The organism is Burkholderia sp. Bp8992, from assembly GCF_003853705.1.
GTDB lineage: Bacteria > Pseudomonadota > Gammaproteobacteria > Burkholderiales > Burkholderiaceae > Burkholderia.
Window position 1 is genome coordinate 141,587 of sequence record NZ_QTQI01000018.1, and the last position, 26,996, is coordinate 168,582.

21 protein-coding genes are annotated in these 26,996 nt (G+C 66.4%); 20 read left to right on the forward strand and 1 reads right to left on the reverse strand.

All coding sequences use genetic code 11. The features are described 5' to 3' along the window. The first annotated feature begins 108 nt into the window (after positions 1-108). The 15 genes from cysT (at position 109) to DIE03_RS25060 (ending at position 19,931) form a co-directional block, all read left to right on the forward strand. Complete coding sequence (gene cysT / locus DIE03_RS24985; RefSeq protein WP_124454991.1) at positions 109-1,002, forward strand: sulfate ABC transporter permease subunit CysT; 894 nt, start codon at positions 109-111, stop codon at positions 1,000-1,002. Beyond that, a complete protein-coding gene (cysW, locus tag DIE03_RS24990; protein WP_124454993.1) occupies positions 999-1,937 on the forward strand; it encodes a sulfate ABC transporter permease subunit CysW in 939 nt (312 codons plus the stop codon). Before cysT ends, cysW begins: the two co-directional genes overlap by 4 nt. A 13-nt stretch (positions 1,938-1,950) precedes the next feature. Further along, positions 1,951-3,009, forward strand: a complete 1,059-nt coding sequence (locus DIE03_RS24995) for a sulfate/molybdate ABC transporter ATP-binding protein (protein WP_011545347.1) — start codon at positions 1,951-1,953, stop codon at positions 3,007-3,009. A 75-nt stretch (positions 3,010-3,084) separates the two neighbouring features. Next, the gene (locus tag DIE03_RS25000) at positions 3,085-4,011 is read left to right on the forward strand and encodes a CysB family HTH-type transcriptional regulator (protein ID WP_006484201.1); all 927 of its coding nucleotides are present in this window, start codon (positions 3,085-3,087) and stop codon (positions 4,009-4,011) included. Positions 4,012-4,355: 344 nt separating this feature from the next. Next, complete coding sequence (locus DIE03_RS25005; protein WP_124454995.1) at positions 4,356-4,742, forward strand: DUF805 domain-containing protein; 387 nt, start codon at positions 4,356-4,358, stop codon at positions 4,740-4,742. 325 nt (positions 4,743-5,067) lie between these two features. After that, entirely contained in the window at positions 5,068-6,018 is a 951-nt protein-coding gene (locus DIE03_RS25010; protein ID WP_011545349.1) for a sugar ABC transporter substrate-binding protein, read from the forward strand. A gap of 145 nt (positions 6,019-6,163) precedes the next feature. After that, positions 6,164-7,777, forward strand: coding sequence for a sugar ABC transporter ATP-binding protein (locus DIE03_RS25015; protein ID WP_124454996.1), 1,614 nt, complete (start codon positions 6,164-6,166; stop codon positions 7,775-7,777). After that, positions 7,774-8,793 carry an ABC transporter permease gene (locus tag DIE03_RS25020; protein WP_124454998.1) on the forward strand — a complete coding sequence of 340 codons (1,020 nt, stop codon included), beginning with the start codon at positions 7,774-7,776 and terminating at the stop codon, positions 8,791-8,793. The genes DIE03_RS25015 and DIE03_RS25020 overlap by 4 nt, the downstream gene beginning before the upstream one ends. Before the next feature lie 35 nt (positions 8,794-8,828). Then, positions 8,829-9,860, forward strand: a complete 1,032-nt coding sequence (locus DIE03_RS25025; protein ID WP_034186950.1) for a LacI family DNA-binding transcriptional regulator — start codon at positions 8,829-8,831, stop codon at positions 9,858-9,860. Then, positions 9,857-10,792 (forward strand): ribokinase, encoded by a 936-nt coding sequence (gene rbsK / locus DIE03_RS25030; protein ID WP_124455000.1) that lies wholly within the window; start codon positions 9,857-9,859, stop codon positions 10,790-10,792. The genes DIE03_RS25025 and rbsK overlap by 4 nt, the downstream gene beginning before the upstream one ends. A 296-nt stretch (positions 10,793-11,088) precedes the next feature. Further along, positions 11,089-12,849: a methyl-accepting chemotaxis protein gene (locus DIE03_RS25035; RefSeq protein ID WP_124455002.1), complete on the forward strand. Its 1,761-nt coding sequence runs from the start codon at positions 11,089-11,091 to the stop codon at positions 12,847-12,849. Between the two features lie 549 nt (positions 12,850-13,398). After that, positions 13,399-15,321 (forward strand): PrkA family serine protein kinase, encoded by a 1,923-nt coding sequence (locus DIE03_RS25045; protein ID WP_124455003.1) that lies wholly within the window; start codon positions 13,399-13,401, stop codon positions 15,319-15,321. Positions 15,322-15,446: 125 nt separating this feature from the next. After that, the gene (locus DIE03_RS25050; protein ID WP_124455005.1) at positions 15,447-16,715 is read left to right on the forward strand and encodes a YeaH/YhbH family protein; all 1,269 of its coding nucleotides are present in this window, start codon (positions 15,447-15,449) and stop codon (positions 16,713-16,715) included. Beyond that, positions 16,712-18,391, forward strand: a complete 1,680-nt coding sequence (locus DIE03_RS25055) for a SpoVR family protein (protein WP_124455007.1) — start codon at positions 16,712-16,714, stop codon at positions 18,389-18,391. Before DIE03_RS25050 ends, DIE03_RS25055 begins: the two co-directional genes overlap by 4 nt. A gap of 235 nt (positions 18,392-18,626) precedes the next feature. Then, positions 18,627-19,931: an MFS family transporter gene (locus tag DIE03_RS25060; protein WP_124455009.1), complete on the forward strand. Its 1,305-nt coding sequence runs from the start codon at positions 18,627-18,629 to the stop codon at positions 19,929-19,931. A gap of 78 nt (positions 19,932-20,009) precedes the next feature. Here DIE03_RS25060 and DIE03_RS25065 read toward each other — a convergent pair whose 3' ends face one another. Further along, positions 20,010-20,939, reverse strand: coding sequence for a LysR family transcriptional regulator (locus tag DIE03_RS25065; protein WP_124455011.1), 930 nt, complete (start codon positions 20,937-20,939; stop codon positions 20,010-20,012). Between the two features lie 101 nt (positions 20,940-21,040). On the opposite strand from DIE03_RS25065, the gene DIE03_RS25070 reads away from it, so the two are divergent. From DIE03_RS25070 to DIE03_RS25090, 5 genes are all read left to right on the forward strand, one after another. Next, positions 21,041-22,078: an agmatine/peptidylarginine deiminase gene (locus DIE03_RS25070; protein ID WP_124455013.1), complete on the forward strand. Its 1,038-nt coding sequence runs from the start codon at positions 21,041-21,043 to the stop codon at positions 22,076-22,078. A 45-nt stretch (positions 22,079-22,123) separates the two neighbouring features. Then, the gene (gene aguB, locus DIE03_RS25075) at positions 22,124-23,038 is read left to right on the forward strand and encodes an N-carbamoylputrescine amidase (RefSeq protein WP_124455016.1); all 915 of its coding nucleotides are present in this window, start codon (positions 22,124-22,126) and stop codon (positions 23,036-23,038) included. Positions 23,039-23,047: 9 nt separating this feature from the next. Next, complete coding sequence (locus DIE03_RS25080; protein ID WP_124455019.1) at positions 23,048-24,160, forward strand: polyamine ABC transporter substrate-binding protein; 1,113 nt, start codon at positions 23,048-23,050, stop codon at positions 24,158-24,160. Positions 24,161-24,210: 50 nt separating this feature from the next. Continuing rightward, positions 24,211-25,323, forward strand: a complete 1,113-nt coding sequence (locus tag DIE03_RS25085) for an agmatine/peptidylarginine deiminase (protein WP_124455021.1) — start codon at positions 24,211-24,213, stop codon at positions 25,321-25,323. Positions 25,324-25,472: 149 nt separating this feature from the next. Then, complete coding sequence (locus DIE03_RS25090; protein WP_124455023.1) at positions 25,473-26,987, forward strand: agmatine/peptidylarginine deiminase; 1,515 nt, start codon at positions 25,473-25,475, stop codon at positions 26,985-26,987. Positions 26,988-26,996: the final 9 nt, after the last annotated feature.

Genomic DNA, 26,996 nt, shown 5'->3' on the forward strand with positions numbered 1-26,996 from the left:
GCGGCGCGCCACGCAGCGCGCCGCATCCCCGACGGTTCGCCGGCGCGATGCACTGCGCCGGCGTTTGCGTCGGACCCGTGAGCAGCATCGACCCAGCAAGAGCATCCGATGACGACGTACACCTTTCGCAAGCCGAGCGCGCTGCCCGGCTTCGGCGTGACACTCGGCATCACGGTGGCCTATTTGAGCCTCGTGGTGCTGATTCCGCTCGCCGCCACGTTCCTGAAGACCGCGACGCTGTCGTGGGACCAGTTCGTCACCGCCGTCACGTCGCCGCGCGTGCTCGCGTCGTACCGGCTGACGTTCTCGGCCGCGCTCGGCGGCGCGCTGATCAACGCCGTGTTCGGCTTCCTCGTCGCGTGGGTGCTCGTGCGCTACACGTTCCCGTTCAAGCGCCTCGTCGATGCGATCGTCGACCTGCCGTTCGCGCTGCCGACGTCGGTCGCCGGCATCTCGCTCGCGGCCGTCTACGCGACCAACGGCTGGGTCGGCCAGTATCTCGCGCCGCTCGGCATCAAGATCGCGTTCACGCCGGCCGGCGTGCTCGTCGCGCTGACCTTCATCGGGCTGCCGTTCGTGGTGCGCACCGTGCAGCCGGTGCTCGAGGATTTCGAGCGCGAGCAGGAAGAAGCGGCCGCGTGCCTCGGCGCATCGCGCTGGCTGACGTTCCGCCGCGTCGTGCTGCCGGCCGTGCTGCCGGCGCTCCTCACCGGGTTCGCGCTCTCGTTCGCGCGTGCGCTCGGCGAATACGGCTCGGTGATCTTCATCGCCGGCAACGTACCGATGAAATCCGAGATCACGTCGCTGCTGATCATCACGAAGCTCGAACAGTACGACTACGCGGGCGCGACCGCGCTGGCGGTCGTGATGCTGGTCGTGTCGTTCCTGATGCTGCTGCTGATCAACACGCTGCAGTGGTACCTGCAGCGCAGGACGAGCAAGGGCGCAAGCGGCCCCGCGCCCGCCACCGTCACCGCCGTCGCAGCAGGAGGCCAGCAATGAGCCAGGAGGCCACCGTCGTGCTGAAAACCCCGTCGCCGGCCGTGCGCGCCGCGAAACGGCTCGACCCCGTCAGCGAGTCGCGCGTCGTGCGCTGGCTGCTCACGGGCATCGCGCTGGCGTTCCTCGCGTTCTTCCTCGTCGTGCCGCTCGCCGCGGTGTTCGTCGAGGCGCTACGCAAGGGCGTCGGCTTCTATCTCGAATCGCTGGCCGATCCCGACGCGTGGTCGGCGATCAAGCTGACGCTGACCGTCGCCGTGATCGCCGTGCCGCTGAACCTCGTGTTCGGCGTGTGCGCGTCGTGGGCGATCGCGAAATTCGAATTCCGCGGCAAGGCGCTGCTCACGACGCTGATCGACCTGCCGTTCTCGGTGTCGCCGGTGATCTCGGGCCTCGTGTACGTGCTGCTGTTCGGCGCGCAGGGCTGGCTCGGGCCGTGGCTGCAGGATCACGACGTGCAGATCATCTTCGCGGTGCCGGGCATCGTGCTCGCGACGATCTTCGTCACGTTCCCGTTCGTCGCGCGCGAGCTGATTCCGCTGATGCAGGCGCAAGGCACCGACGAGGAGGAAGCCGCGCGCGTGCTCGGCGCGTCGGGCTGGCAGATCTTTCGCCGCGTGACACTGCCGAACGTGAAGTGGGGCCTGCTGTACGGCGTGATCCTGTGCAATGCGCGCGCGATGGGCGAATTCGGCGCGGTGTCGGTGGTGTCGGGCCATATCCGCGGCCAGACCGACACGATGCCGCTGCACGTCGAGATCCTGTACAACGAATACAACTTCGCGGCGGCGTTCGCGGTAGCGTCGGTGCTGGCGCTGCTCGCGCTCGTCACGCTCGCGCTGAAGCTGATCGCCGAGCGTCATCTCGCCGCCGAACTGGCCGGCGCGAGCGACACCGTTCCCGCACATGCCGGCCCCGCCGTTTCGTCGAAATCGTAAAGAGGCAACCAGAATGGGTATCACCGTCCGTAACCTTCAGAAGCGCTTCGGCGATTTCACGGCGCTCGACAACGTGTCGCTCGACTTTCCGCCGGGCGAACTGGTCGCGCTGCTCGGGCCGTCCGGGTGCGGCAAGACCACGCTGCTGCGCGTGATCGCGGGCCTCGAGCACGCGGACGCCGGCCAGGTCGTGCTGCAAGGGCTCGACGTCGCGTCGGTCGGCGCGCGCGACCGCCAGGTCGGCTTCGTGTTCCAGCACTACGCGCTGTTCCGCCACATGACGGTATTCGAGAACGTCGCGTTCGGGCTGCGCGTGAAGCCGCGCCGCGAGCGGCCGTCGGAAGCCGCGATTCGCGAGAAGGTGCACGAATTGCTCAAGCTCGTGCAGCTCGACTGGCTCGCGCAGCGCTATCCGTCCGAGCTGTCGGGCGGCCAGCGCCAGCGCATCGCGCTCGCCCGCGCGCTCGCGGTCGAGCCGAAGGTGCTGCTGCTCGACGAGCCGTTCGGCGCGCTCGACGCGAAGGTCCGCAAGGAACTGCGCGGCTGGCTGCGCAGGCTCCACGACGACCTGCACATCTCGACGATCTTCGTCACGCACGACCAGGAAGAGGCGCTGGAAGTCGCCGATCGCATCGTCGTGCTGAATCGCGGCCACGTCGAGCAGGTCGGCAGCCCGCAGGACGTCTACGATCATCCGCAAAGCGCATTCGTGTACGAGTTCCTCGGCGCCGCGAACCGGCTGCCGGGCACGGTGGCCGGGCGCGGCTTCGTCGCCGAGGGCGCGGCTGCGCCGATCGAGGTCGACGCCGATTTCGCGGGCCCCGCGAACGCCTACGTGCGCCCGCACGACCTGCAGCTGTGGCCGGTGGGCGAAGGGCACCGCGACGGCATCGCGGTGGACGTGCGCCGCGTGATCCCGCTCGGCGGGTCGGTGCGCGTGGAGCTCGAGGCGCGGGCGGGCGGTGCGCTCGAGGCCGAACTCGATCGCGATGCGTGGCGGGCGCTGTCGCTGCAGGTCGGCGACGGTGCGACGGCCGTGCCGCGCGCGGTGCGTGTGTTTCCCGCGCGTTGACGAGCAAATACAGGGCAGGGGGCGGAACATGCTCCGAATCGACAATCAAACAACGACAGCCTAAGAGGCATACCCATGAATTTTCAGCAATTGCGGTTCGTGCGCGAAGCGGTGCGCCAGAACATGAACCTGACGGAAGTCGCGAACGTGCTGTACACGTCGCAGTCGGGCGTGTCGAAGCAGATCAAGGATCTCGAGGATGAACTGGGCGTCGACATCTTCATCCGGCGCGGCAAGCGGCTGACGGGGCTCACGGAGCCCGGCAAGGCCGTGCACCAACTGATCGAGCGGATGCTGCTCGACGCCGAGAACCTGCGCCGCGTCGCGCGCCAGTTCGCCGACCAGGACAGCGGCCACCTCGTCGTCGCGACGACGCACACGCAGGCGCGCTACGCGCTGCCGAAGGTGATCCGGCAGTTCACCGACGTGTTCCCGAAGGTGCATCTGGCGCTGCGCCAGGGCAGCCCGCAGCAGATTGCGCAGATGATCCTGAACGGCGAAGCCGATCTCGGCATCTCGACCGAGGCGCTCGACCGCTATCCGGACATCGTCACGTTCCCGTGCTATTCGTGGCATCACACGGTCGTCGTGCCGAAGGGCCATCCGCTCGTCGGCCGCGAGAACCTGACGCTCGAGGAAATCGCCGAGTATCCGATCATCACGTACGACCAGGACTTCACGGGCCGCTCGCACATCGACCAGGCGTTCACGCAGGCGGGCGCCGTGCCGGACGTCGTGCTGACCGCGATCGACGCGGACGTGATCAAGACCTACGTCGAGCTTGGAATGGGGATCGGCGTCGTCGCGGCGATGGCCTACGATCCGCAGCGCGACACGGGGCTCGTCGCACTCGATACGCAGCACCTGTTCGAGGCGAGCACGACGCGCGTCGGGCTGCGCAAGGGCGCGTTCCTGCGCGCGTATGCGTACCGGTTGATCGAGATGTTCGCGCCGCACCTGAACGAAGCGGAAATCGCGGGGCTGTTGCGCGAAGCCGTTTGACGGCTGCTCGCAGCGCACGCCGTCCGGGCAGTTGCCGCGGACGGCGCGAAGCGCGCGCACGGAGCCGTGCACCGGGCTGCGGCAGCGCAATGGCCGCGGTCACGGTTGCCTGATTCATCGAACCACCGGTTGCGGTCGCCGCGCCCGGCCCGGTTCTTCGCCGCGTGCGGCGATCGACATGTGTTCTCGTGCCGACAGAACGACAAGACGGCAGATACGAGTGCCTCGATCCGGTGTCGGCCATCCCTGGCCATCGCGGCCGGGCCATTTCTCGGAAGATATGATTCAATGCCCGTGCATGGTCTGAACGCGGGCGTTCACGCCGCACGACGAAGAGGCGAACAATGAATCTGAAATGGTTTCTCTTTTCCTTCAAAGGCCGGACCGAGCGCCTGCCGTGGTGGATCTACTCGCTGGTTTCCGGGTTGATCGGCGTGTTCTTCGACGCGGGGTCGCGCGGTTCGTCGAACGACGACCTGCCGCCGCTGGTGGTGCTCGTCATGGTCGCGATCGCCGTCGTCGCGACATGGTCGTGGCTGGCGGTCACCGTGAAACGGCTGCACGACATCGACAAGTCGGGGTGGTGGATGCTGCTGCTCTTCGTGCCGATCGTCGGTGCGATCGCGTTGTTCGTGATGAACGGATTCATCGCCGGTACGCCGCATGCGAACCGCTTTGGCGAACCGCCGGCGGTCGATGAGGACGAACCCGCGCCGCAGGACCCGGCGTGATTGCGCCGCGCTGTGTGGCAGCGTTGCGACTGTCGCATTTGCGCGTCGTGCGGCACGATCGCGCGCTCCGAATAAACCCTTAAATATTGATCAGACAGGTTGCGCGCCGAAGCGAATCGGTACAGCATAGCCTCCACTCCGCCGGCCTCCCGCCGGCGGCGGCGCGTCAACGACAGCACGCGCCAGGCAGTCGGCCGTCTGCCTCGCTTCCATTCCGTGGTACCGACAGCAGCATTGATGGCCATTGCCCGGGTAGTGTGGCGCAAACGTTTGCTCACATTAAAACAACAGTCCGGCCCTATGGGCCAGTCGCCAGGAGATGTGTATGAATGTCCGCTTTCGCCGTCGCTTCCTGACCGCCGCGCTCGCCGCCGTCGCGGTCGCTGCCGCACCGGCCGTCCACGCGCAATCGGCAGCCAAGCCGAAGGTCGCGCTCGTGATGAAGTCGCTCGCCAACGAGTTCTTCCTGACCATGGAAACCGGCGCGAAGGAATACCAGAAGCACAACGCGAATCAGTTCGACCTGATCACCAACGGCATCAAGGACGAGACCGACACCGCGAACCAGATCCGCATCGTCGAGCAGATGATCGTGTCGAAGGTCGACGCGATCGTGCTCGCGCCGGCCGATTCGAAGGCGCTCGTGCCGGTCGTGAAGAAGGCCGTCGACGCGGGCATCGTCGTCGTGAACATCGACAACCGGCTCGATCCCGACGTGCTGAAGTCGAAGAACCTGAACGTGCCGTTCGTCGGCCCGGACAACCGCAAGGGCGCGCGCAAGATCGGCGACTACCTCGCGAAGCGGCTGAAGGCGGGCGACCAGGTCGGCATCGTCGAAGGCGTGTCGACGACGACCAATGCGCAGCAGCGTACGGCCGGCTTCCAGGACGCGATGAAGGCGGGCGGGATGAAGGTCGTGTCGGTGCAGTCGGGCGAATGGGAAATCGACAAGGGCAATGCGGTCGCTGCCGCGATGCTCAACGAATACCCGAACCTGAAGGCGCTGCTGTGCGGCAACGACAACATGGCGATCGGCGCCGTGTCGGCCGTGCGCGCGGCCGGCAAGCAGGGCAAGGTGCTCGTGGTCGGCTACGACAACATCAACGCGATCAAGCCGATGCTGAAGGACGGCCGCGTGCTCGCGACCGCCGACCAGTACGCGGCGAAGCAGGCCGTGTTCGGCATCGACACGGCGCTCAAGGCGATCGCCGAGCATCGCAAGCAGGCCGACATGTCCGGCGTGGTCGAGACGCCGGTGGACCTCGTGACGAAGTGACGCGGCTCCGGGCCGGCCGCCGCCCTCAAGAATCCGGCGTGGCGGCCGTTATCCGGAGTGAGCGCGATCACGGCCACTGCATGCACATGCACTTGTGAGCGTCATACCCGCGCGTCGCGTGCGCGCGGCCGCAACCAGGATCGCGATGGAACCGACCTTCCAACCCTCCCGTTCAGCCATCCCCGTGCTGTCCGTATCCGGCATCGGCAAGACCTATGCCGAACCCGTGCTCGCCGACGTCACGCTGACGCTCGAGGCAGGCCACGCGCTCGCGCTGACGGGCGAGAACGGCGCCGGCAAGAGCACGCTGTCGAAGATCATCGGCGGGCTCGTCGACCCGACCACCGGCACGATGCAGCTCGGCGGCCAAGCGTACGCGCCGGCCAGCCGCACGCAAGCCGAGGCGCTCGGCGTGCGCATGGTGATGCAGGAGCTGAACCTGCTGCCGACGCTGACGGTTGCCGAAAACCTGTTCCTGAATCGCCTGCCGCGGCGCTTCGGGATCATCGATCGTGCGCGGCTGCGCGAGGACGCGCGTGCCGCGATGGCGCAGGTCGGGCTCGACGCCGTCGATCCCGATACGCCGGTCGGCGCGCTCGGCATCGGCCATCAGCAGATGGTCGAGATCGCGCGCAATCTGATCGGCGACTGCCGCGTGCTGATTCTCGACGAACCGACCGCGATGCTGACCGCGCGCGAAGTCGAGCTGCTGTTCGAGCAGATCGACCGGCTGAAGGCGCGCGGCGTCGCGATCGTCTACATCTCGCACCGGCTCGAGGAGCTCGCGCGTGTCGCCGAGCGCGTCGCGGTGCTGCGCGACGGCCGGCTCGTGCATGCGGGCGACATGGCCGCGACGACGTCCGACGGGCTCGTCACGCTGATGGTCGGACGCGAGATCGGCGAGCAGATCGATCTCGGCGAGCGTCATATCGGCGCGCCGCGGCTCGTCGTGTCGGGGCTCACGCGCGGGACGGCCGTGCGCGACGTGTCGCTCGAGGTGCGCGCGGGCGAGATCTTCGGCATCTCGGGGCTGATCGGCGCGGGGCGCACCGAGTTGCTGCGGCTGATCTACGGCGCCGACACGCCGGATGCGGGGATGATCGCGGTCGGCCAGCCGCTGAAGCCGGCGAAGATCGACTCGCCCGTCGATGCGGTGAAGCTCGGCATCGCGCTGATTACCGAGGACCGCAAGGGCGAGGGGCTGCTGCTGTCGCAGTCGATCACGTCGAACGTGTCGCTCGGCCAGCTCGACCGGCTGGCGCGCGGCGGCGTTGTAGATGCCGCACGCGAGACGGCGCTCGCCGAGCAGCAGATCGATGCACTGCGGATCCGCACGCACGGCGCGGCGCAGCCGGTCGGCGAGTTGTCGGGCGGCAACCAGCAGAAGGTGGTGATCGGCCGCTGGCTCGCGCGCGACATGGGCGTGCTGCTGTTCGACGAGCCGACGCGCGGAATCGATGTCGGCGCGAAGTTCGAGATCTACACTTTGATGGGCGCGCTCGCGCGCGAAGGCCGCGCGCTCGTCGTCGTGTCGAGCGACCTGCGCGAGCTGATGCTGATCTGCGACCGGATCGGCGTGATGTCGGCCGGCCGCATGACCGCCGTGTTCGAGCGCGGCAACTGGACCCAGGATGGGCTGCTGGCCGCGGCGTTCGCCGGCTTCGGCCGCGAGACGCCGGCGGGCGGTGCGCCGCATCCGGACGCGGGGCAGGCGCGAGGCGCCGCTCCGGGCAATTCGACGACAGGACCACAGCAATGACCCAGCCTCCCGTATCCCCGACCGACGCAGGCTCGCAGCAGGACGTGACGGGGCGCCGCGCGCGCACGCTGTCCGGCACGCGCCTCGGCCTGTCGAACTATCTCGGGCTCGCCGGCGCGCTCGCCGCGATGATCGCGCTGTTTTCGGTGCTGAGCTCGCACTTCCTGACCTACGACACGTTCAGCACGATCGCGAACCAGATTCCCGATCTCGTCGTGATGTCGGTCGGGATGACCTTCGTGCTGATCATCGCCGGGATCGACCTGTCGGTCGGCTCGGTGCTCGCGCTCGCCGCATCGATGGTCAGCGTCGCCGCGCTGAAATGGCAGTGGGGGCCGCTGCCGGCCGCGCTGATCGGGATCGCGGTCGCGACCGTCACGGGCGCGCTGACCGGCGCGGTCACGGTCGGCTGGCGGATTCCGTCGTTCATCGTGTCGCTCGGCGTGCTGGAGGCCGCGCGCGGCCTCGCGTACCAGCTGACGAATTCGCGCACGGCGTATATCGGCGACGCGTTCGATTTCCTGTCGAACCCCATCGCGCTGGGCATCTCGCCGGCGTTCGTGATCGCGGTCGCGGTGATGATCGCGGCCCAGTTCGTGCTGACGCGCACGGTGTTCGGGCGCTATCTGGTGGGCATCGGCACGAACGAGGAAGCGGTGCGACTTGCAGGGGTTAACCCGCGGCCGTATAAAATCCTCGTATTCGCATTGATGGGCGCGCTCGCGGGGCTCGCGTCGCTGTTCCAGATTTCGCGGCTCGAGGCCGCCGACCCGAACGCGGGCGCGGGTCTCGAACTGCAGGTCATCGCGGCCGTCGTGATCGGCGGCACGAGCCTGATGGGCGGGCGCGGCTCGGTGATCAGCACGTTCTTCGGCGTGTTGATCATCTCCGTGCTGGCCGCGGGGCTGGCGCAGATCGGCGCGAACGAGCCGACCAAGCGGATCATCACCGGGGCGGTGATCGTGGTGGCCGTCGTGCTCGATACGTATCGCAGCCGGCGCTCGCGCGCCCGGTAGAAAGACAGACAGAACAGACCAGAGAGAAACGGGAAATGGCGACGATCAAGGATGTGGCAGCCATGGCGGGCGTGTCGTTTACGACCGTCTCGCACGTGGTGAACAATTCGCGGCCGGTGTCCGCGGATGTGCGTGCGAAGGTCGAGGGCGCAATCCGCGAGCTGAATTACGTGCCGTCGGCCGTGGCGCGCTCGCTGAAGGCGCGGGCGACGGCGACGATCGGCCTCGTCGTGCCGAACAGCACGAATCCGTACTTCGCCGAGCTGGCGCGCGGCATCGAGGATCAGTGCGCGGCCAACGGCTATTGCGTGTTCTTCTGCAACTCGGACGACGATCCCGTGAAGCAGCGCAACTATCTGCGCGTGCTGCAGGAAAAACGCATCGACGGACTGATCGTCGCGTCGGCCGGCGAGGACGCGGTGCTCGCGCAGACGCTCGCGGATATCCATGCGCCGCTCGTCGTCGTCGACCGCAACATCGAGGGGCTCGCGGCCGATCTCGTGCAGATCGACCACGAGCGCGGCGCGTACCTGGCGACGCGCCACCTGCTCGAACTCGGGCACGCGAAGATCGGCTGCATCACGGGGCCGACCGACACGGCCGTCAGCGCGATGCGCGTGCACGGCTTCATCCGCGCGATGGCCGAGCGCGGCGTCGACATCGTGCCGGGCGCGATCGCGGAAAGCGACTTTTCGTGCCTCGGCGGCTATCACGCGGCGTCGCGGCTGTTCGAATCGGTGCGGCCGAGCGCGATTTTCGCGGGCAACGACCTGATGGGCGTCGGCGCGCTGCGCGCGGCGGCCGAGCGCGGGCTGCGCGTGCCGGACGACTGCTCGATCATCGGTTTCGACGACATCGAGTTTTCCCGCTACACGTATCCGGCGCTGTCGACGGTCGGCCAGTCGGTGCGCGCGCTCGGTGAAATGGCCGCGCAGACGCTGATCGAGCGGATCGGCGGCGGCTCGACGGCCGTGCCGAGCCGCCGCCGCGTGGTGTCGCCGCGCCTCGTGCTGCGCGAATCGACCGCGGTTTACCGCGAGCCGCCGGCATCGGGCGGTCGCGCATGACGGCGCCCGCAGCGGGTGCCGGCCGCGTGACGGTGGTCGGCAGCCTCAACATGGATCTCGTCGTGCGGGCGCCGCGGCTGCCGCTGCCGGGCGAAACGCTCGCCGGCCATGCGTTTGCGCAGGCGGCGGGCGGCAAGGGCGGCAACCAGGCCGTGGCCGCCGCACGGCTCGGCGCGCAGGTCGCAATGATCGGTTGCGTCGGCGCGGATGCGCACGGCGCGGCACTGCGCGCGGGCCTGGAAGCCGAGGGCATCGACTGCACGGGGCTCGCGACCAGCGCGTCGGCGTCGACCGGCGTCGCGCTGATCGTCGTCGACGATGCGAGCCAGAACGCGATCGTGATCGTCGCGGGCGGCAATGGCGAGGTCACGACCGGGACGGTTGCGCGGCACGAGGCCGCGCTGGCGTCGGCCGACGTGCTGATCTGCCAGCTCGAGACGCCGCCGGACACCGTGTTCGCGGCGCTGGCGGCCGGGCGGCGGCTCGGCCGCACGGTGGTGCTCAATCCGGCGCCGGCCGTCGCGCCGCTGCCGGACGGCTGGCTGCCGCTCGTCGATTATCTGATCCCGAACGAGGTCGAGGCCGCCGCGCTGACCGCGCTGCCCGTGCGCGACCCGGCGGAGGCGGAGGCCGCCGCGCGTGCGCTGCAGGCCGGCGGCGCGCGCAACGTGCTGGTCACGCTCGGCGCGCGCGGCGTGCTCGCGCTGACGGCCGACGGCACCGCGCGGCACTATCCGGCACCAGTCGTGCAGGCCGTCGACACGACGGCCGCCGGCGACACCTTCATCGGCGGTTTTTCCGCACGGCTGGCGGCCGGCGCGGACGTCGACACGGCGATCCGCTTCGCGCAACGCGCGGCGGCGCTGTCGGTCACGCGCGCGGGCGCGCAACCGTCGATCCCCACGCTCTCCGAACTGGCCGACCAGGCCTGATCCCAGGATTTCGGGTCCGCATCGAGGCCGGTCCGTCGCACGAGACGGCCGGCCGCGCCTGCGCGCGCCGGCACATCGCCGATCTTTTCCTCCCGTTGTCGAACTCCTCCCGTTGTCGAACCGGTCCGAATTTGCGTCGATTCATTCAGCTATTTGTAATGTTCAGACTAATAATTCGAAAAAATGGGCTGAAATCCGTCAAGTTGTGCGTGGTGCGGTCGTAAATAAATCAAGTGAAGCAATGCTTCGAGCCAACGGGCCTGGCCCGTTCATGACGACGCAACACAGGATGGATGATGGTGTTCAAGAACCTGACGATTCGTGCGCGCATCGGTTTGACGATGGCGTTTCTGGCGGTACTGCTGGGTGTCACCGGCGTGCTCGGTCTGTACGGGATGACGCGTTCGAACGATTCGACGCGCGAGATATTCACGAACCAGATGCCGAGCGCGGTCGACGTGACGCTCTCGGAAATGTTCGCCGCGCGCGAGCGCCTCGCACTCGACCGGGCGGCGCTGCTGGCCGGCACGCCCGACTCCACGGCCGCCATCGAGCGCAGCCGCGGGATGCGCACGCAGTCGGACGCGTGGTGGCAGAAATACCTCGCACTGCCGCGCGGTGCGGAGGAGGACCGGCTCGCACAGGACGTCGCCGCCCGCCGCAAGGCGGTGCAGGACACCTGCGACGCGTTCGCGAGTGCGATCGGGGCCGGCGATCACGACCGGATCGGCGAGGGCGCGAAGCAGCTTCAGACGCGCTTTAACGATCTGGCCGTGGCCGGCGAAGCACTGCGCAATTTCCAGTTCACCGATGCGCAAGCCGGATTCGATCGGGCGGAATCGGTGTTCGAGACGCTGCGCGTGCTGTCGATCGTCGCGTTGCTGGCCGGCATCGGCGCCGCGCTGCTGTCGTGGCTGACGCTGAGTCGCGCGATCGGCCGCCCGATCGCCGACGCGCTGTCGCATTTCGACGCGATCGCCGCCGGCGACCTGCGCCGTCCGATCGTCGTCGACCGGCGCGACGAGATGGGCCAGTTGCTGGAAGGCCTCGCGAAGATGCAGCGCGGGCTGGTCGACACGGTGCGCACCGTGCGCGGCGGCAGCGAGTCGATCGCGACCGCGGCGCGCCAGATCGCGGCCGGCAACATCGACCTGTCGTCGCGCACCGAGGAGCAGGCCGCGGCGCTGCAGGAAACCGCGTCGAGCATGGAACAGCTGACCGGCACCGTGAAGCAGAACGCCGACAATGCGCGCCAGGCAAGCTCGCTGGCCGCGAATGCGTCGGAGATTGCGAACAAGGGCAATACGGTGGTCGGCCAGGTGGTCGGCACGATGGGCGAAATCAACGACAGCTCGGCGAAGATCGCTGACATCATCGCGATCATCGAGGGAATCGCGTTCCAGACCAACATTCTTGCGCTGAATGCGGCCGTCGAAGCCGCGCGGGCGGGCGAGGAAGGCCGCGGCTTCGCGGTCGTCGCGGGCGAGGTGCGCAGCCTCGCGCAGCGTTCGTCGAGCGCGGCGAAGGAAATCAAGGCGCTGATCGACGCGTCGGTGGAGCGGATCCGGACGGGTTCGACGCTGGTCGACGAAGCCGGGCGCACGATGAGCGACGTGATCGGCGCCGTGCAGCGCGTGACCGACATCATGGGTGAGATCGCGGCGGCGTCCGAGGAGCAGAGCGGCGGCATCGACCAGGTCGCGCGTGCCGTGGCGCAGATGGACGAAGTCACGCAGCAGAATGCGGCGCTCGTGGAGGAAGCGGCGGCCGCCGCGCAGTCGCTCGACGAGCAGGCCGGGCGCCTGCGTGAAACGGCAGCGGTATTCCAGCTCGATGACGAAGCAGCACGCGCTGTCGCGCCGGTTGCGGCGCGCCAGGTGTCGCGCGCGCCTGCCGCTGCGGTTGCCGCACCCGTGCAGGCCGCTGCGCGCGACGATCGCGATGCACCGCCGAAGCGCACGGCCGCGCCGCTGCCGGCACGCAAGCCCGTCGCGGCCGCTGCTGCGCCGGCACCGGCTGCTGCCGCGGCAGGCGGCGACGACTGGGAGACCTTCTGATACGCGCGTGCCGCGCATCTATCCCCATTTGGTGACGAACGACGCCCGCGACATGCGGGCGTCGTCGTTTCCGCGACAGACGAAATGTGACAGTGCGAACGATCGATCGCGCATCGTTGCGTGCGTCGCGCGTCCCGCCTCGATGGATGCGCGTACGCGTGCGGCATCGATGAGGTTCCCGCGTCCGTCGTACGGGTATCTCCGTAAGGGCGCTGCGAAAAAAATTTGTAACGGTGCGCGCAACGTGTCATCGCACGCGGTTGCTCGAACGTCTAGGGATGAAGGGGGAAGCGACGACGTCGGATGTGTCCAACGCACAGGATGTTCCGTCGTTCGACGAGACGTGGCGGATGCAGTTTCTGCGGCTCGGGAGATCGATTGTAAAACGACGAAATGCGTTGTCCAAGCGGTGTTGTCGAGAATGACGAACTTCATACGAAGAGTTCGTGAAAAAAAATAAGAAAGGGTTTAGGATGAATTCGAACGCGCTTGCTTCTGCGCAGTCGTACGAAGGCAGGCACGTCTTCAGACTCAGGCGAGGGAGGTAGCATGGATATTTACAGCAGCTTCGCGAACCGCTTCGAAAAAACGCGAGAGGAAGAGCTCTCGCTGGAGGAGTATCTCGCGCTCTGCAAGAACGATCCATCCGCGTACGCGACGGCGGGTGAACGCATGCTGGAAGCAATCGGGGAACCTGAACACATCGATACCCGCAACGATCCGCGCCTGTCGCGCATCTTTGCGAACAAGGTCATCAAGGTCTATCCGGCATTCCGTGAGTTCTACGGAATGGAGGAAGTGATCGAGCAGGTGGTCGCGTACTTCCGCCACGCTGCGCAAGGGCTCGAAGAGAAGAAGCAGATCCTCTACCTGCTGGGCCCGGTGGGCGGCGGCAAGTCGTCGATCGCCGAGCGTCTGAAGCAGCTGATGGAGCACGTGCCGTTCTATTCGCTGAAGGGCTCGCCCGTCAACGAATCGCCGCTCGGGCTGTTCGACTACGACGAGGATGGTCCGATCCTCGAGGAACAGTACGGCATTCCGCGCCGCTACCTGAAAAGCATCCTGAGTCCGTGGGCCGTCAAGCGCCTGCACGAATACAACGGCGACATCCGGCAGTTCCGCGTGGTGCGCCGCTACCCGTCGATCCTGCGGCAGGTCGGCATCGCGAAGACCGAGCCGGGCGACGAGAACAACCAGGACATCTCGTCGCTGGTCGGCAAGGTCGATATCCGCAAGCTCGAACAGTATGCGCAGGACGACGCCGACGCCTACAGCTACTCCGGCGGCCTGTGTCTCGCGAACCAGGGCCTGCTCGAGTTCGTCGAAATGTTCAAGGCGCCGATCAAGGTGCTGCACCCGCTGCTCACTGCGACGCAGGAAGGCAACTTCAAGGGCACCGAAGGGTTCGGCGCGATTCCGTTCGACGGCGTGATCCTCGCGCACTCGAACGAGTCGGAGTGGAAGGCGTTCCGCAACAACCGCAACAACGAGGCACTGCTCGACCGGATCTTCGTCGTGAAGGTGCCGTACTGCCTGCGCGTGTCGGAAGAGACCAAGATCTACGAGAAGCTGATCCGCAACTCGTCGCTCGCCGAGGCCGTGTGCGCGCCGGGCACGCTGAAGATGATGTCGCAGTTCGCGGTGCTGTCGCGCCTGCACGAGCCGGAGAATTCGAGTTTGTTCTCGAAGATGCAGGTGTACGACGGCGAAAACCTGAAGGACACCGATCCGAAGGCGAAGTCGTACCAGGAGTACCGCGACTACGCGGGCGTGGACGAAGGGATGACCGGCGTGTCGACCCGCTTCGCGTTCAAGATCCTGTCGCGCGTGTTCAACTTCGATTCGAGCGAGGTCGCGGCCAACCCCGTGCACCTGATGTACGTGCTCGAACAGCAAATCGAACGCGAGCAGTTCCCGCCGGAAACCGAGCAGAAGTACCTGTCCTTCGTGAAGGACGTGCTCGCGTCGCGCTACGCGGAGTTCATCGGCAAGGAGATCCAGACGGCTTACCTCGAATCGTATTCGGAGTACGGCCAGAACATCTTCGACCGCTACGTCACGTATGCAGACTTCTGGATCCAGGACCAGGAATTCCGCGATCACGATACGGGCGAGAGCTTCGACCGCGCCGCGCTGAACGCGGAGCTGGAGAAGATCGAGAAGCCTGCGGGCATCAGCAATCCGAAGGATTACCGCAACGAGATCGTGAATTTCGTGTTGCGCGCACGGGCGGCGAACGCCGGCAAGAACCCCGTGTGGACGAGCTACGAGAAGTTGCGCGTCGTGATCGAGAAGAAGATGTTCTCGAACACCGAGGAACTGTTGCCGGTGATTTCGTTCAACGCCAAGGGTTCGGCGGAGGAGCAGCGCAAGCATGAGGACTTTGTGAACCGGATGGTCGCGAAGGGCTATACGCCGAAGCAGGTGAGGCTGCTTTGCGACTGGTACCTGCGCGTGCGCAAGTCGTCATGACGCGCGCGGTATCGCGCCCGTACGGCGAGTCCGTACGGGCGCTTTCAGAGGCGCCGCCCGCATGACGGCAGACGGCATGCGCGGCGAGTGCCCCGGCAGATCGACTTTCGAGCGGGAGACCGGGAGTGCTTCATCAAATCATCGACCGCAGGCTGGCCGGCAAGAACAAGAGCATCGCCAATCGCGAACGCTTTCTGCGTCGCGTCAAGAACTACATTCGTCGTGCCGTGTCCGACGCGGTACGCGACCGTAGCATCAAGGATATCCAGAGCACGCAGAGCATCACGATCCCGCGCAAGGACATCGCGGAGCCGAATTTCCGGCACGCGCCTGGCGGGCGTCGTGAATACGTGCACCCCGGCAACGAGGACTACGTGCGCGGCGACAAGATCCCGCGCCCGCAGGGCGGCTCGGGCGGCGGCGGCAGTCAGGCGAGCAACGAGGGCGAAGGTCAGGACGACTTCGTGTTCGAGTTGTCGCGCGACGAGTTCATGCAGTACTTCTTCGACGATCTCGAACTGCCGCGCCTCGTGAAGACGCACCTGCTGACGGTGCCGAGCTGGAAGAACGTGCGCGCGGGCTGGTCGGCGGAAGGCACGCCGAACAACATCGACGTCGTGCGTTCGCTGCGCAGCGCGCTCGGCCGGCGCATCGCGCTCGGCTCGCCGCTCGTCAACGAGTTGCGCGAACTCGAGGCGCAGCTCGAAGCCCTGAAGAGTGACCCTGAGGACCGCCGCGCGGAAATCTCGGCACTCGAGGCCGAGATCCATCACCTGAAAGGGCGCATCTGGCGGATTCCGTTCATCGATCCGTTCGACCTGCGCTACATCAACCGCGTGAAGCAGCCGCAACCGTCGAGCCAGGCCGTGATGTTCTGCCTGATGGACGTGTCGGGCTCGATGGACGAGCAGCGCAAGGATCTCGCGAAGCGCTTCTTCATCCTGCTGTACCTGTTCCTCAAGCGTAACTACGAACGCATCGAGGTCGTGTTCATCCGTCACCACACGCGCGCCGAGGAAGTCGACGAGGACACCTTCTTTCATTCGACCGAAAGCGGCGGCACGGTCGTGTCGAGCGCGCTCGAACTGATGCGCAAGGTGATGAACGAGCGCTACTCGCCGACCGAGTGGAACATCTACGGCGCGCAGGCCTCCGACGGCGACAACTGGACTGACGATTCGCCCAAGTGTCGCAAAATCCTGGAAGAGGATATCCTCACGAAGACGCGTTACTTCGCGTATATCCAGGTCGCGCCGGAAGAGCAGAACCTGTGGCTGGAATACGCGCAACTGGCGGTGTCGCAGCAGCATCTCGCGATGAAAAAAGTGGAATCGGCTGCCGACATCTACCCGGTGTTTCGCGAATTGTTCGAAAAGCAGGTGGAAACGTCATGACGACCCGCCATCTGCACAACGAGTCGCGCGGCTACGAGCCGCGCCCTTCCGGCGACGATACGGCCGGTCCTGCCGCAGCGCAGCAACGCGTGCAGGCCGAACCACCGCCGCCGGCCGCCGACTTGCCCGGTTCCGGGCAGAAGGAAGCGCGTATGAACGTTGCCGAACGCAAGCCGCTGCCGTGCCCGTCCGACTGGACGTTCGAACTGCTCGAGGAATACGACACGCACATCGCGCAGGTCGCCGAACAATACGAGCTCGACATCTACCCGATCCAGCTCGAACTGATCAGCGCCGAGCAGATGATGGACGCGTATGCGTCGGTCGGGATGCCCGTCAACTACCGTCACTGGTCGTTCGGCAAGCACTTCCTCGCGACCGAGAAGAGCTACCGCCGTGGCCAGATGGGCCTCGCGTACGAAATCGTCATCAATTCGAATCCGTGCATCGCGTACCTGATGGAAGAGAACACGATGACGATGCAGGCGCTCGTCATCGCGCACGCGGCGTACGGACACAACTCGTTCTTCAAGGGCAACTACCTGTTCCGGCTGTGGACCGACGCGCACGCGATCATCGACTATCTCGTGTATGCGAAGAACTACGTCGCGGAATGCGAGGAGCGCTACGGTCTCGATCGCGTCGAGGAACTGCTCGATTCGTGCCATGCGCTGATGAATTACGGCGTCGACCGCTACAAGCGCCCGCAAAAGCCGTCGCTGTCGAAGGAATCCGCGTTGCGGCGCGAGCGCGAGGCGTACCTGCAGTCGCAGGTGAACGAACTGTGGCGCACGCTGCCGGGCAAGAAGCCCGAGCTGATGGAGGAGCAGGAAGACCGCTATCCGCCCGAGCCGCAGGAGAACCTGTTGTATTTCGCGGAGAAGAATGCGCCGCTGCTCGAGCCGTGGGAGCGGGAAGTGATCCGCATCGTGCGCAAGATCGGCCAGTATTTCTACCCGCAGCGGCAGACGCAGGTGATGAACGAGGGCTGGGCGACGTTCTGGCACTACACGCTGCTGAACACGCTGTACAACCAGGGGAAGCTGGAAGACGGCTTCATGATGGAGTTCCTGCATTCGCACAGCAACGTGGTTTACCAGCCGCCCGTCACGAAGCCGTACTACAGCGGGATCAACCCGTATGCGCTCGGTTTCTCGATGATGAGCGACATCCGGAGGATCTGCGAAGCGCCGACGGACGAAGACTACAAGTGGTTTCCGGAGATCGCGGGCACCCCGTGGCTGCCGGCGATGCACTACGCGATGCGCAACTTCAAGGACGAGAGCTTCATCGCGCAATACCTGTCGCCGAACCTGATCCGCGAAATGCGGCTCTTCTCGGTGCTCGACGACGACATGCGCGATTCGCTCGAAGTCTCGGCGATCCACGACGATTCCGGCTACCAGTACGTGCGGCAGGCGTTGTCGCGGCAGTACGACATCCATCACCGCGAGCCGAACATCCAGGTGTGGGCGGTGAACACGCGCGGCGACCGCAGCCTCACGCTGCGCCACTTCATGACCGACAACCGCCACCTGTCGAACGACAGCGACGAAGTGCTCAAGCACATGGCGCGGCTCTGGCAGTTCGACGTGTACCTGGAAAGCGTCGACGAGGCCGGTACCGTGCGCAAGCGCCACGAGTGCCGCTACGTGCCGCCCGAGATCCGCGTTTGATCGCGTATCTTCGAAAATGTTTGCATCGGACGCCAGCCTGACGGCTGGCGTTTTCATATGACAAGCGCGTGGCGGGAGAAAATTCTTCTACATCCGGACGAACCCGGAGTGCCTGTTACTTTACATTTCGCTAAACTCTCGTAGCGCCGTGCGCCGGAACCGGTGCCACGTGCGACCGCATGCGGCGGCCCCCAGCCGTCTCGCCCAGAAAGCACTAAAAGGAACAGACCAACCCATGGACGTCCAGACCGACCAAGCTGCGCTGTCCGCGCATGACACCCGGCGGCGCGTGTTCGCCATCGTCGGCGCCTCATCGGGCAACCTCGTCGAGTGGTTCGACTTCTACATCTACTCGTTCTGCGCGCTGTACTTCGCGCCGGCGTTCTTCCCGAGCGGCAACACGACGACGCAGCTGCTGAACACGGCCGGCGTGTTCGCGGCCGGCTTCCTGATGCGTCCGATCGGCGGCTGGCTGTTCGGCCGCATCGCCGACCGTCACGGCCGCCGCGCGGCGATGATGATCTCGGTGCTGATGATGTGCGGCGGGTCGCTCGTGATCGCGGTGCTGCCGACCTACGCACAGATCGGCGCGCTCGCGCCGGCACTGCTGCTGGTCGCGCGCCTGTTCCAGGGCCTGTCGGTGGGCGGCGAGTACGGCACCAGCGCGACCTACATGAGTGAAGTCGCGCTGAAGGGGCGCCGCGGCTTCTTCGCGTCGTTTCAGTACGTGACGCTGATCGGCGGCCAGCTGTGCGCGCTGCTGGTGCTCGTGATCCTGCAGCAGACGCTGTCGGCCGACGAACTGAAGGCATGGGGCTGGCGCATTCCGTTCGTGGTCGGCGCGGCGGCTGCGCTGATCTCGCTGTACCTGCGGAAATCGCTCGACGAGACGTCGACCAGCGAATCGCGCGACAAGAAGAACGCCGGCACGATCCGCGGCGTGTGGGAACACAAGGGCGCGTTCTTCACGGTGGTCGGCTTCACGGCCGGCGGCTCGCTGATTTTCTACACGTTCACGACGTACATGCAGAAGTACCTCGTGAACACGGCCGGCATGCACGCGAAGACGGCCAGCAACGTGATGACCGTCGCGCTGCTCGTCTACATGCTGATGCAGCCGGTGTTCGGCGCGCTGTCCGACAAGATCGGCCGCCGCACGTCGATGATCCTGTTCGGCTCGTTCGCGGTGATCGGCACCGTGCCGCTGATGCATGCGCTGAAGGACGTGACGAGCCCCGTGGCCGCGTTCGTGCTGATCACGGTCGCACTGGCGATCGTCAGCTTCTACACGTCGATCAGCGGCCTCATCAAGGCCGAGATGTTCCCGCCGGAAGTGCGCGCGATGGGCGTTGGCCTGTCGTATGCGGTGGCGAACGCAATCTTCGGCGGTTCGGCCGAGTACGTCGCGCTGTGGTTCAAGTCGATCGGCAGCGAGGAAACCTTCTACTGGTACGTGACCGTGCTGTGCGCGATCTCGCTGATCGTGTCGTGGCGGATGCGCGATCCGAGCAAGGAAGGGTACCTGCGTCACGAGCCGTGATCGGCTGCGCGTTGCGCATACCTGCACCATGACGAAACGTCCCGCCGGTTGGCGGGACGTTTTTTTTGCGGCGTGCGATTACGCGGGCGGCAGCTTCGCGCGGTCGGCTGCCGGGTCGGCCGCGCTCGACAGGATGCCTTGTTGGACCAGCCAGTCGAACATCTGCTCGACGATCGGCGAGCGCGACGGGCCTTCCAGCCGCGACAGCCACCACGTGGTGCCGGGCAGGCGCGGGTAGTCGGCGAGTACGGTCAGTGTGTGCTGGTCGAGGCCGGCCTGTGCGACGAGACGCGGCAGGCACGCGATGCCGCGTCCGCGCTGCACGGCGTCCAGTACGAGCCGCTGATCGTCGTAGATCGCCTGCATCCGGAAGTCCGACAGCTGCTCGCGAAAGACGGTCGCCATGCGCTCGTCGGTCAGGCTCGTCTCGAGGCAGACGAGCCCCGTGTGCTGCGCGTGTTCGGCGCGCGGCACGCGGGCGAGCGTCTCGGCCACCGGCGTCGCGCACACCGTCACCCATTCGTCGCGCATGAACGGGATGTCGACCAGGCCGGGCTGCAGCATCGGTCGCGTACCGATCGTCATGTCGACGTCGATCTCGTCGACGTAGCGCGCGGTTTCGTCGGTCGACAGCAGTGGGCACAGGTCCGGCAGCACCTGCTGCAATTGCTCGAGGCGCGGCTGCAGCCAGCCGTGCAGCAACGGCGCTGGGCAGACCAGCACGACAAGCCCCGGGTTCAGGTAGGTCGCGATGCGGTCGAGCCCGCCGCGCAACGTGTCCATCGCGCGCTGCACGCTGCGATGCAGGACCTCGCCGGCGATGGTCAGCTCGACGCCGCGGCCGCGCCGGCGGAACAGCGGCTGCCCGAGTTGCGCTTCAAGCTGCTGGATCTGATGGCTGATCGCCGATTGCGACAGGTGCAACTCGTCGGCCGCACGCGAGAAATTGCCCAGTCGGGCCGCGGCTTCGAAGCCGGTCAACAGTTTCAGGGACGGAACGCGTCGCATCGAGATATGAGGTGAATTGATTGATTCGGCCAATAAATATCAATATTCATCAAGTTTAGCCTGACGGACAATCGCTCATCAATCACAACGGAGTCGGATCGATGGGTCGCTTTGATGCTCGCCAGCGCGGTTACCGGATGCCCGCCGAATGGGAAGCCTCGCATGCCACGTGGCTCGGATGGCCGGTTCTCGACAACCGCGAGGACCTGTGGGGGACGCATTACGCGCAGGTGTGCCGCGAGTTCGCGCTGGTCGCGCGGACCATCGCGCGCTACCAGCGCTGCGTGGTCGCGGTGCACCACAGCCAGGCCGATACCGCGCGCGAGCTGGTGGGTCCGAGCGTCGACGTGCTGCCGGTCGCGGCCGAGGACAACTGGCTGCGCGACTGCGGGCCGATCTTCCTCGTGAGCGAGCAGCGCGGGCTCGGCGCGGCCGTATTCCGTTTCAACTGCTGGGGCGAGAAGTACCAGCCGTACGACGGCTGCCAGCAGGCCGGGCAGGACATCGCGCGTGCGGCCGGCGCCGAGATCTTCAATTCGCACATGGTGCTGGAGGGCGGCTCGTTCTACGTCGACGGGCAGGGCACGCTGGTCACGACCGAGAGCTGCCTGCTGCATCCCAATCGCAACCCGCATCTGAGCCGTGTGGAGATCGAGGCGGAACTGCGCCGGATGCTGGGTGTGGAGAAGATCGTATGGCTGCCGGGCAACCCCGACGAAGTGGAGACGAACGGGCACGTGGACGGCATCGCGTCGTTCATCGCGCAGGGCCGGATGCTGTGCCAGACCGCCGTGCCCGAGCAGGGCGACTATTTCCGCGTGATGCGCGAGAATCGCCGCGCGCTGGAGCTCGCGACCGATGCGGCGGGGCGCCGTTTCGAGCTGCTCGACCTGCCGTCGCCGATCGTCAGCGAACGCTTCGGTTCCGAGCGCTACTGCGATTGCTATGCGAACTACATCCTGGTGAACGGCGCGGTGATCGTGACTGCGTTCGGCGTCGAGCAGGACGAGGCCGCACGCGACGCGTTCAGCCGCGCGTTCCCGGAGCGCAAGGTGGAGATGTTGCCGATTCCGACGCTGTCGATCGGCGGCGGTAGCATCCACTGTTCGACGCAGCAGCAGCCTTTCGTCGCGCACTGAGCGACGTTCCGTCAGCCGTTTCCGGTCTCACCGAGGAGCAACGCAATGCCGTCCAAACACATCACCGTCGCTGCCGTGCAGATGGCGTCGGGCAGCTGGAACTTCGAAGACAACATGGCCACCGCGGAGCGCTTGATCCGCGCGGCCGCCGCACAGGGCGCGAATCTCGTGCTGTGCCCAGAGTTGTTCGCGATGCCGTATTTCTGCGTCGACCAGAACGTGCGCCACCTCGAACTCGCGCAGCCGTTCGAAGGCAATGCGCAGATCGCCCGGTTCGCGGCGCTGGCCGGCGAGCTCGGCATCGTGCTGCCGATCGGCTTCTTCGAGCGCGCGGGAAATGCCGCGTACAACTCGATCGCGGTGGCGGATGCCGACGGGCGCGTGCTTGGCGTCTATCGCAAGACGCATATCCCGGACGGGCCGGGCTATACGGAGAAGTTCTATTTCACGCCGGGCGACACCGGCTTCAAGGTGTGGGACACGCGTTTCGGCCGAATCGGCATCGGCATCTGCTGGGACCAGTGGTATCCGGAGACGGCGCGCAGCCTCGCGCTGATGGGCGCCGAGATCCTGTGCTTTCCGACCATCATCGGTTCGGAGCCGTTCAGCAGCGAGTTCGATTCGGCCGGCCACTGGCAGCGCACGATGCAGGGCCACGCGGCGGCCAACATGGTGCCGGTCGTCGCAGCCAACCGGATCGGCCGCGAAACGGGCTTCGGCAACGGCAATCCGCGGCAGCAGGGGCTCACCGGCGTGTTCTACGGGTCGAGCTTCATCGCGGATCACACCGGCGAGAAGCGGGCCGAGGCGAACCGCACCGACGAAGCCGTGCTCGTGCAGACGTTCGACCTCGACGCGATCCGCGCCGACCGGCAGTCGTGGGGCTTCTTCCGCGATCGCCGCCCCGAGATGTATCGCACGTTGTTGACCAGCGACGGCATGTCGTCCTGCTATCGATAAGGACTCGAAATGAAACGAAAAGGATGGCTGCGTGTCGCGGCGCCGGGTCTCGCACTGTGCATGCTGGCCGGTGCGGCCCGCGCCGATGAAGAGAAGGTGTTGAACCTGTACAACTGGAGCAACTACTTCGCGCCGGATACGATTTCCGCCTTCGAGAAGGAAACCGGCATCAAGGTGCGCTACGACGCGTACGACAGCGACGAGACGTTGCAGTCGAAGCTGCTGACCGGCAACAGCGGCTACGACCTCGTGTGGCCGACCAACGACTTCATGGCCAGGCAGATCCAGGCCGGCGTGTATCGCAAGCTCGACAAGGGCCGGCTGCCTAACCTGAAGTATCTCGACCCGTCGCTGCTGAAGCAGATGGCGCAGTCCGATCCCGGCAACCAGTATGGCGTGCCGTACATGTGGGGCACCGTGGGCGTCGGCTACGACCGCGCTAAGGTGAGCGCGATCCTCGGCAAGGACATGCCGGCCAACAGCCTCGACCTGCTGTTCAACCCGGCGATCGCGGCGCGCGTCGCCGCAAAATGCGGGCTGGGCCTGCAGGACTCCGCGAGCACGGTGCTGCCGCTAGCGTTGCGCTACGTCGGCCGCGATCCGATGCATCCGTCCGCGCAGGATTACGCGGCCGCGCACGCGATGCTGATGAAGGTCCGGCCGTTCATCCGCCAGTTCGTCGGGTCGTCCGACGCCAACGAGCTGATCGAAGGCGAGCTGTGCGTGACAGTCGGCTTCTCCGGCGCGATCAATCTGGCCGCGCTGAAGGCGAAGGCGCGCGATCCGAAGCGCAGCATCGTGTACGACATCCCGCGCATCGGCAGCCTGATGTGGTTCGACGCGATGTTGATTCTGGCGTCGGCGAAGCATCCGGACAACGCGCATGCGTTCATCAACTACATCCTGCGTCCGGACGTGACCGCGAAGATCTCGAACTCGACGCGCTACGCGAATGCGAACCAGGGTGCGTTGAAGCTGATGGACCCGGCGCTGGTGCGCGATCCGGGCGTCTATCCGGACGAGGCGACCCGACGCACACTGTTCACGCCGATCGCCGAATCCCCGGCTGCGATGCGCCTGGAAGGCCGGACCTGGCTCGGCTTCAAGACCGCGCGGCCGTGATGACACACCACGAAACCATTGAAGTAACCGGCAAGCGAAAGAGGGATGCCATGACCACACGACGTCAACTGTTGAAACGCGGCCTGTCCGTCTCGGGCGCGGCGCTGGCCGCCAGCGCGATGGGCGGGTTGTTCGGCCGCGCCGCGCATGCGCAGCAGGGTGCCGCCTGGCACATGCCGGACGAAGGCGCACCGCACACCGCGACCTGGATGGCGTTCGGCCCGAGCGAGGACATCTGGGGCGCTCGCCTGTTGCCGGTGGTGCGCGAGAACCTCGCGGCCGTCGCGAAGGCAATTGCCGCGCACGAACCGCTGAAGATGCTGGTGCGGGAGCAGGACTACGCGCTCGCATCGCGGCTGTGCGGCTCGTCGGTCGAACTCGTCCAGCATCCGGTCGACGATCTGTGGATGCGTGACACGGGGCCCGTGTTCGTGAAGAACGCGTCGGGCCGGCTCGGTGGCGTGAGCTTCAATTTCAACGGCTGGGGCAACAAGCAGGAACACGATCAGGACGCGGAAGTCGCGCCGTTCGTGGCCGAACGCGCCGGCGCGCGGCTGATCGACACGAAGCTCGTGCTGGAAGGCGGCGGCATCGAGGTGGACGGCGAAGGCACGGCGATCGTCACGCGCAGTTGCGTGCTCAATGCGAACCGCAATCCGGGCGTCAGCCAGGCGCAGTGCGAGGCCGAACTGAGCCGCCTGCTCGGGCTGAAGAAGATCATCTGGCTGCCCGGCATCGCGGGCAAGGACATTACCGACGGGCATACCGACTTCTACGCGCGATTTACGAGCCCGGGCGTCGTGGTGGCCGGGCTCGACACCGATCCGTCGTCGTACGATCACGCGGTGACGCGGCAGCATCTGGAGATCCTGCGGAAGTCCACCGACGCGAAGGGGCGCCCGTTGAAGGTCGTCGTGCTGCCGGGGCCGAAGACCGTCCGGCACATCTACGAGAACGCGGAGTTCGCGGCCGGCTACATCAACTTCTACGTGTGCAATCGCGCGGTGATCGCGCCGCAATTCGGCGACAGCCGCGCCGACCGCAATACGCGCGACACGCTCGTCGACCTGTTCCCCGGCCGCGAAGTCATCCAGCTGAACATCGACGGCATCGCCGCGGGCGGCGGCGGCATCCACTGCACCACGCAACAGCAGCCGGCCTGAGAACGGCCGCGGGCCGGTTCGCGTGACCGGTCCGCATGCTGCTTCAAATTTCCAGTCTTTCCGGACTACTGAAAACAATGCGGAGTCCGTCCCGCGGGACGGAAGTCGGCGCGCGCGTGCGCGCCGTCCGCGCAATGGAGTTGAAATACATGACGAAGAAAGATACTCACGCGAGCCCGAACAAGCGCGAGCCGAACCTGCCGGATGCGCGCCGACGCGGATTCATTCGCTGTTCGGCGGCGTGGCTCGGCATGCCGCTGCTGGGCAGCCTGGCCGCGTGCGGTGGCGGCGACAGCGGCAGCGGCGTGTCCGACGCGGCTTCCGCGTCGCGCCCGACGCCGTCGGCACGGCAGGCCGTGTACCGGCTGCCGGCTGAAGATACGCCGCACGCGTTGACCTACATGACCTTCGCGTCCGGCGCGGACGGCATCTGGGCGCCCGTCACGTCACAGAGCACGGACGCCGGCATCGACCGCGTGCGGGCCGACCTGATGGACGTCGCGAAGGCGATCGGCGCGACCGAACCCGTCAACATGCTGGTGTTGCCGGTCGATCTGGACGCGGCCCGTGTGCTGCTCGGGAACGCAAGCGTGGCGAATCCCGACCTGCATGCACGTTATGCGGCGCGCGCCGCAGGCACGGGCGGGATCACTCTCGTGCCGCTCGCCGACGGCTTCAACGATTTCTGGGTGCGCGACACGGGTTGCGTGTTCGTCAGGGATACGACGAACGGCAATGCGCTGAACGCGATCGGCTTCAACTTCAACGGCTGGGGCAACGCGAACACCGACGGCGCCGGCCAGAGTGCGGGAGTGATTCCGCCGGCGCTTCTGGCCGCGAGCAACCGGTCGAAAGCGGGCAAGTTCTTCCAGGCGTTCAGCCAGGACAGCAGGGTGGCGGGCTGGATGGCGCAAACCAAAGGCGCGAACCTGATCCGCAGCACATTGACGCTCGAAGGCGGCGCGATCGAATTCGACGGCGACGGGACGGCGATCCTCACCGAATCGTCGGTGCTGCACGTGAACCGCAATCCGCAGTTGTTCGACATCCCGAACGGCGTGATCGCCAATGCGACGCTGCGGCCGACGGCCCGCGATACCGTGCTGGCCGAACTGCAGCGCACGCTCGGGGTGCGGAAGATCATCTGGTTGCCGGGCACGGCGACGTTTCCGCGCGGCAGCGGCGTCGGTGGCGCGGGCGGTGCGTCGACGCCGGCCGGCGAAAGCGACATCACGAACGGCCACGTCGATTTCTACGCGCGCTTTCTCGCACCCGGCGTGGTCGCGTGCTGCTACGACGCGTCGAATTCGACCGGCGAACGCGCATTGACAGACGCCAACCGGCAACGCCTGGCCGGCCAGACCGATGCGAACGACCGGCCGCTGAAGATCGTCGAGCTCGTGCCGCCGGTCAACTACGGCACGTCGGCGGGCACGACGCTGAACGAGCGGCAGATGTCGCATTTCGCAGCCGGCTACATCAACTTCTATACGTGCAACGGCGCGATCGTCATGCCGAAGTTCAACGACGCGGCGGCCGACGCGGCCGCGGTCGCAGCGATCCAGCCGTATGCGGCGAACCGCGCGATCGTGCAGGTCGACATCCTCGGCATCGCGTCGGGCGGTGGCGGCATCCACTGTGCGACCCGGGAAGTGCCGGCGTGAGCGCGTCCT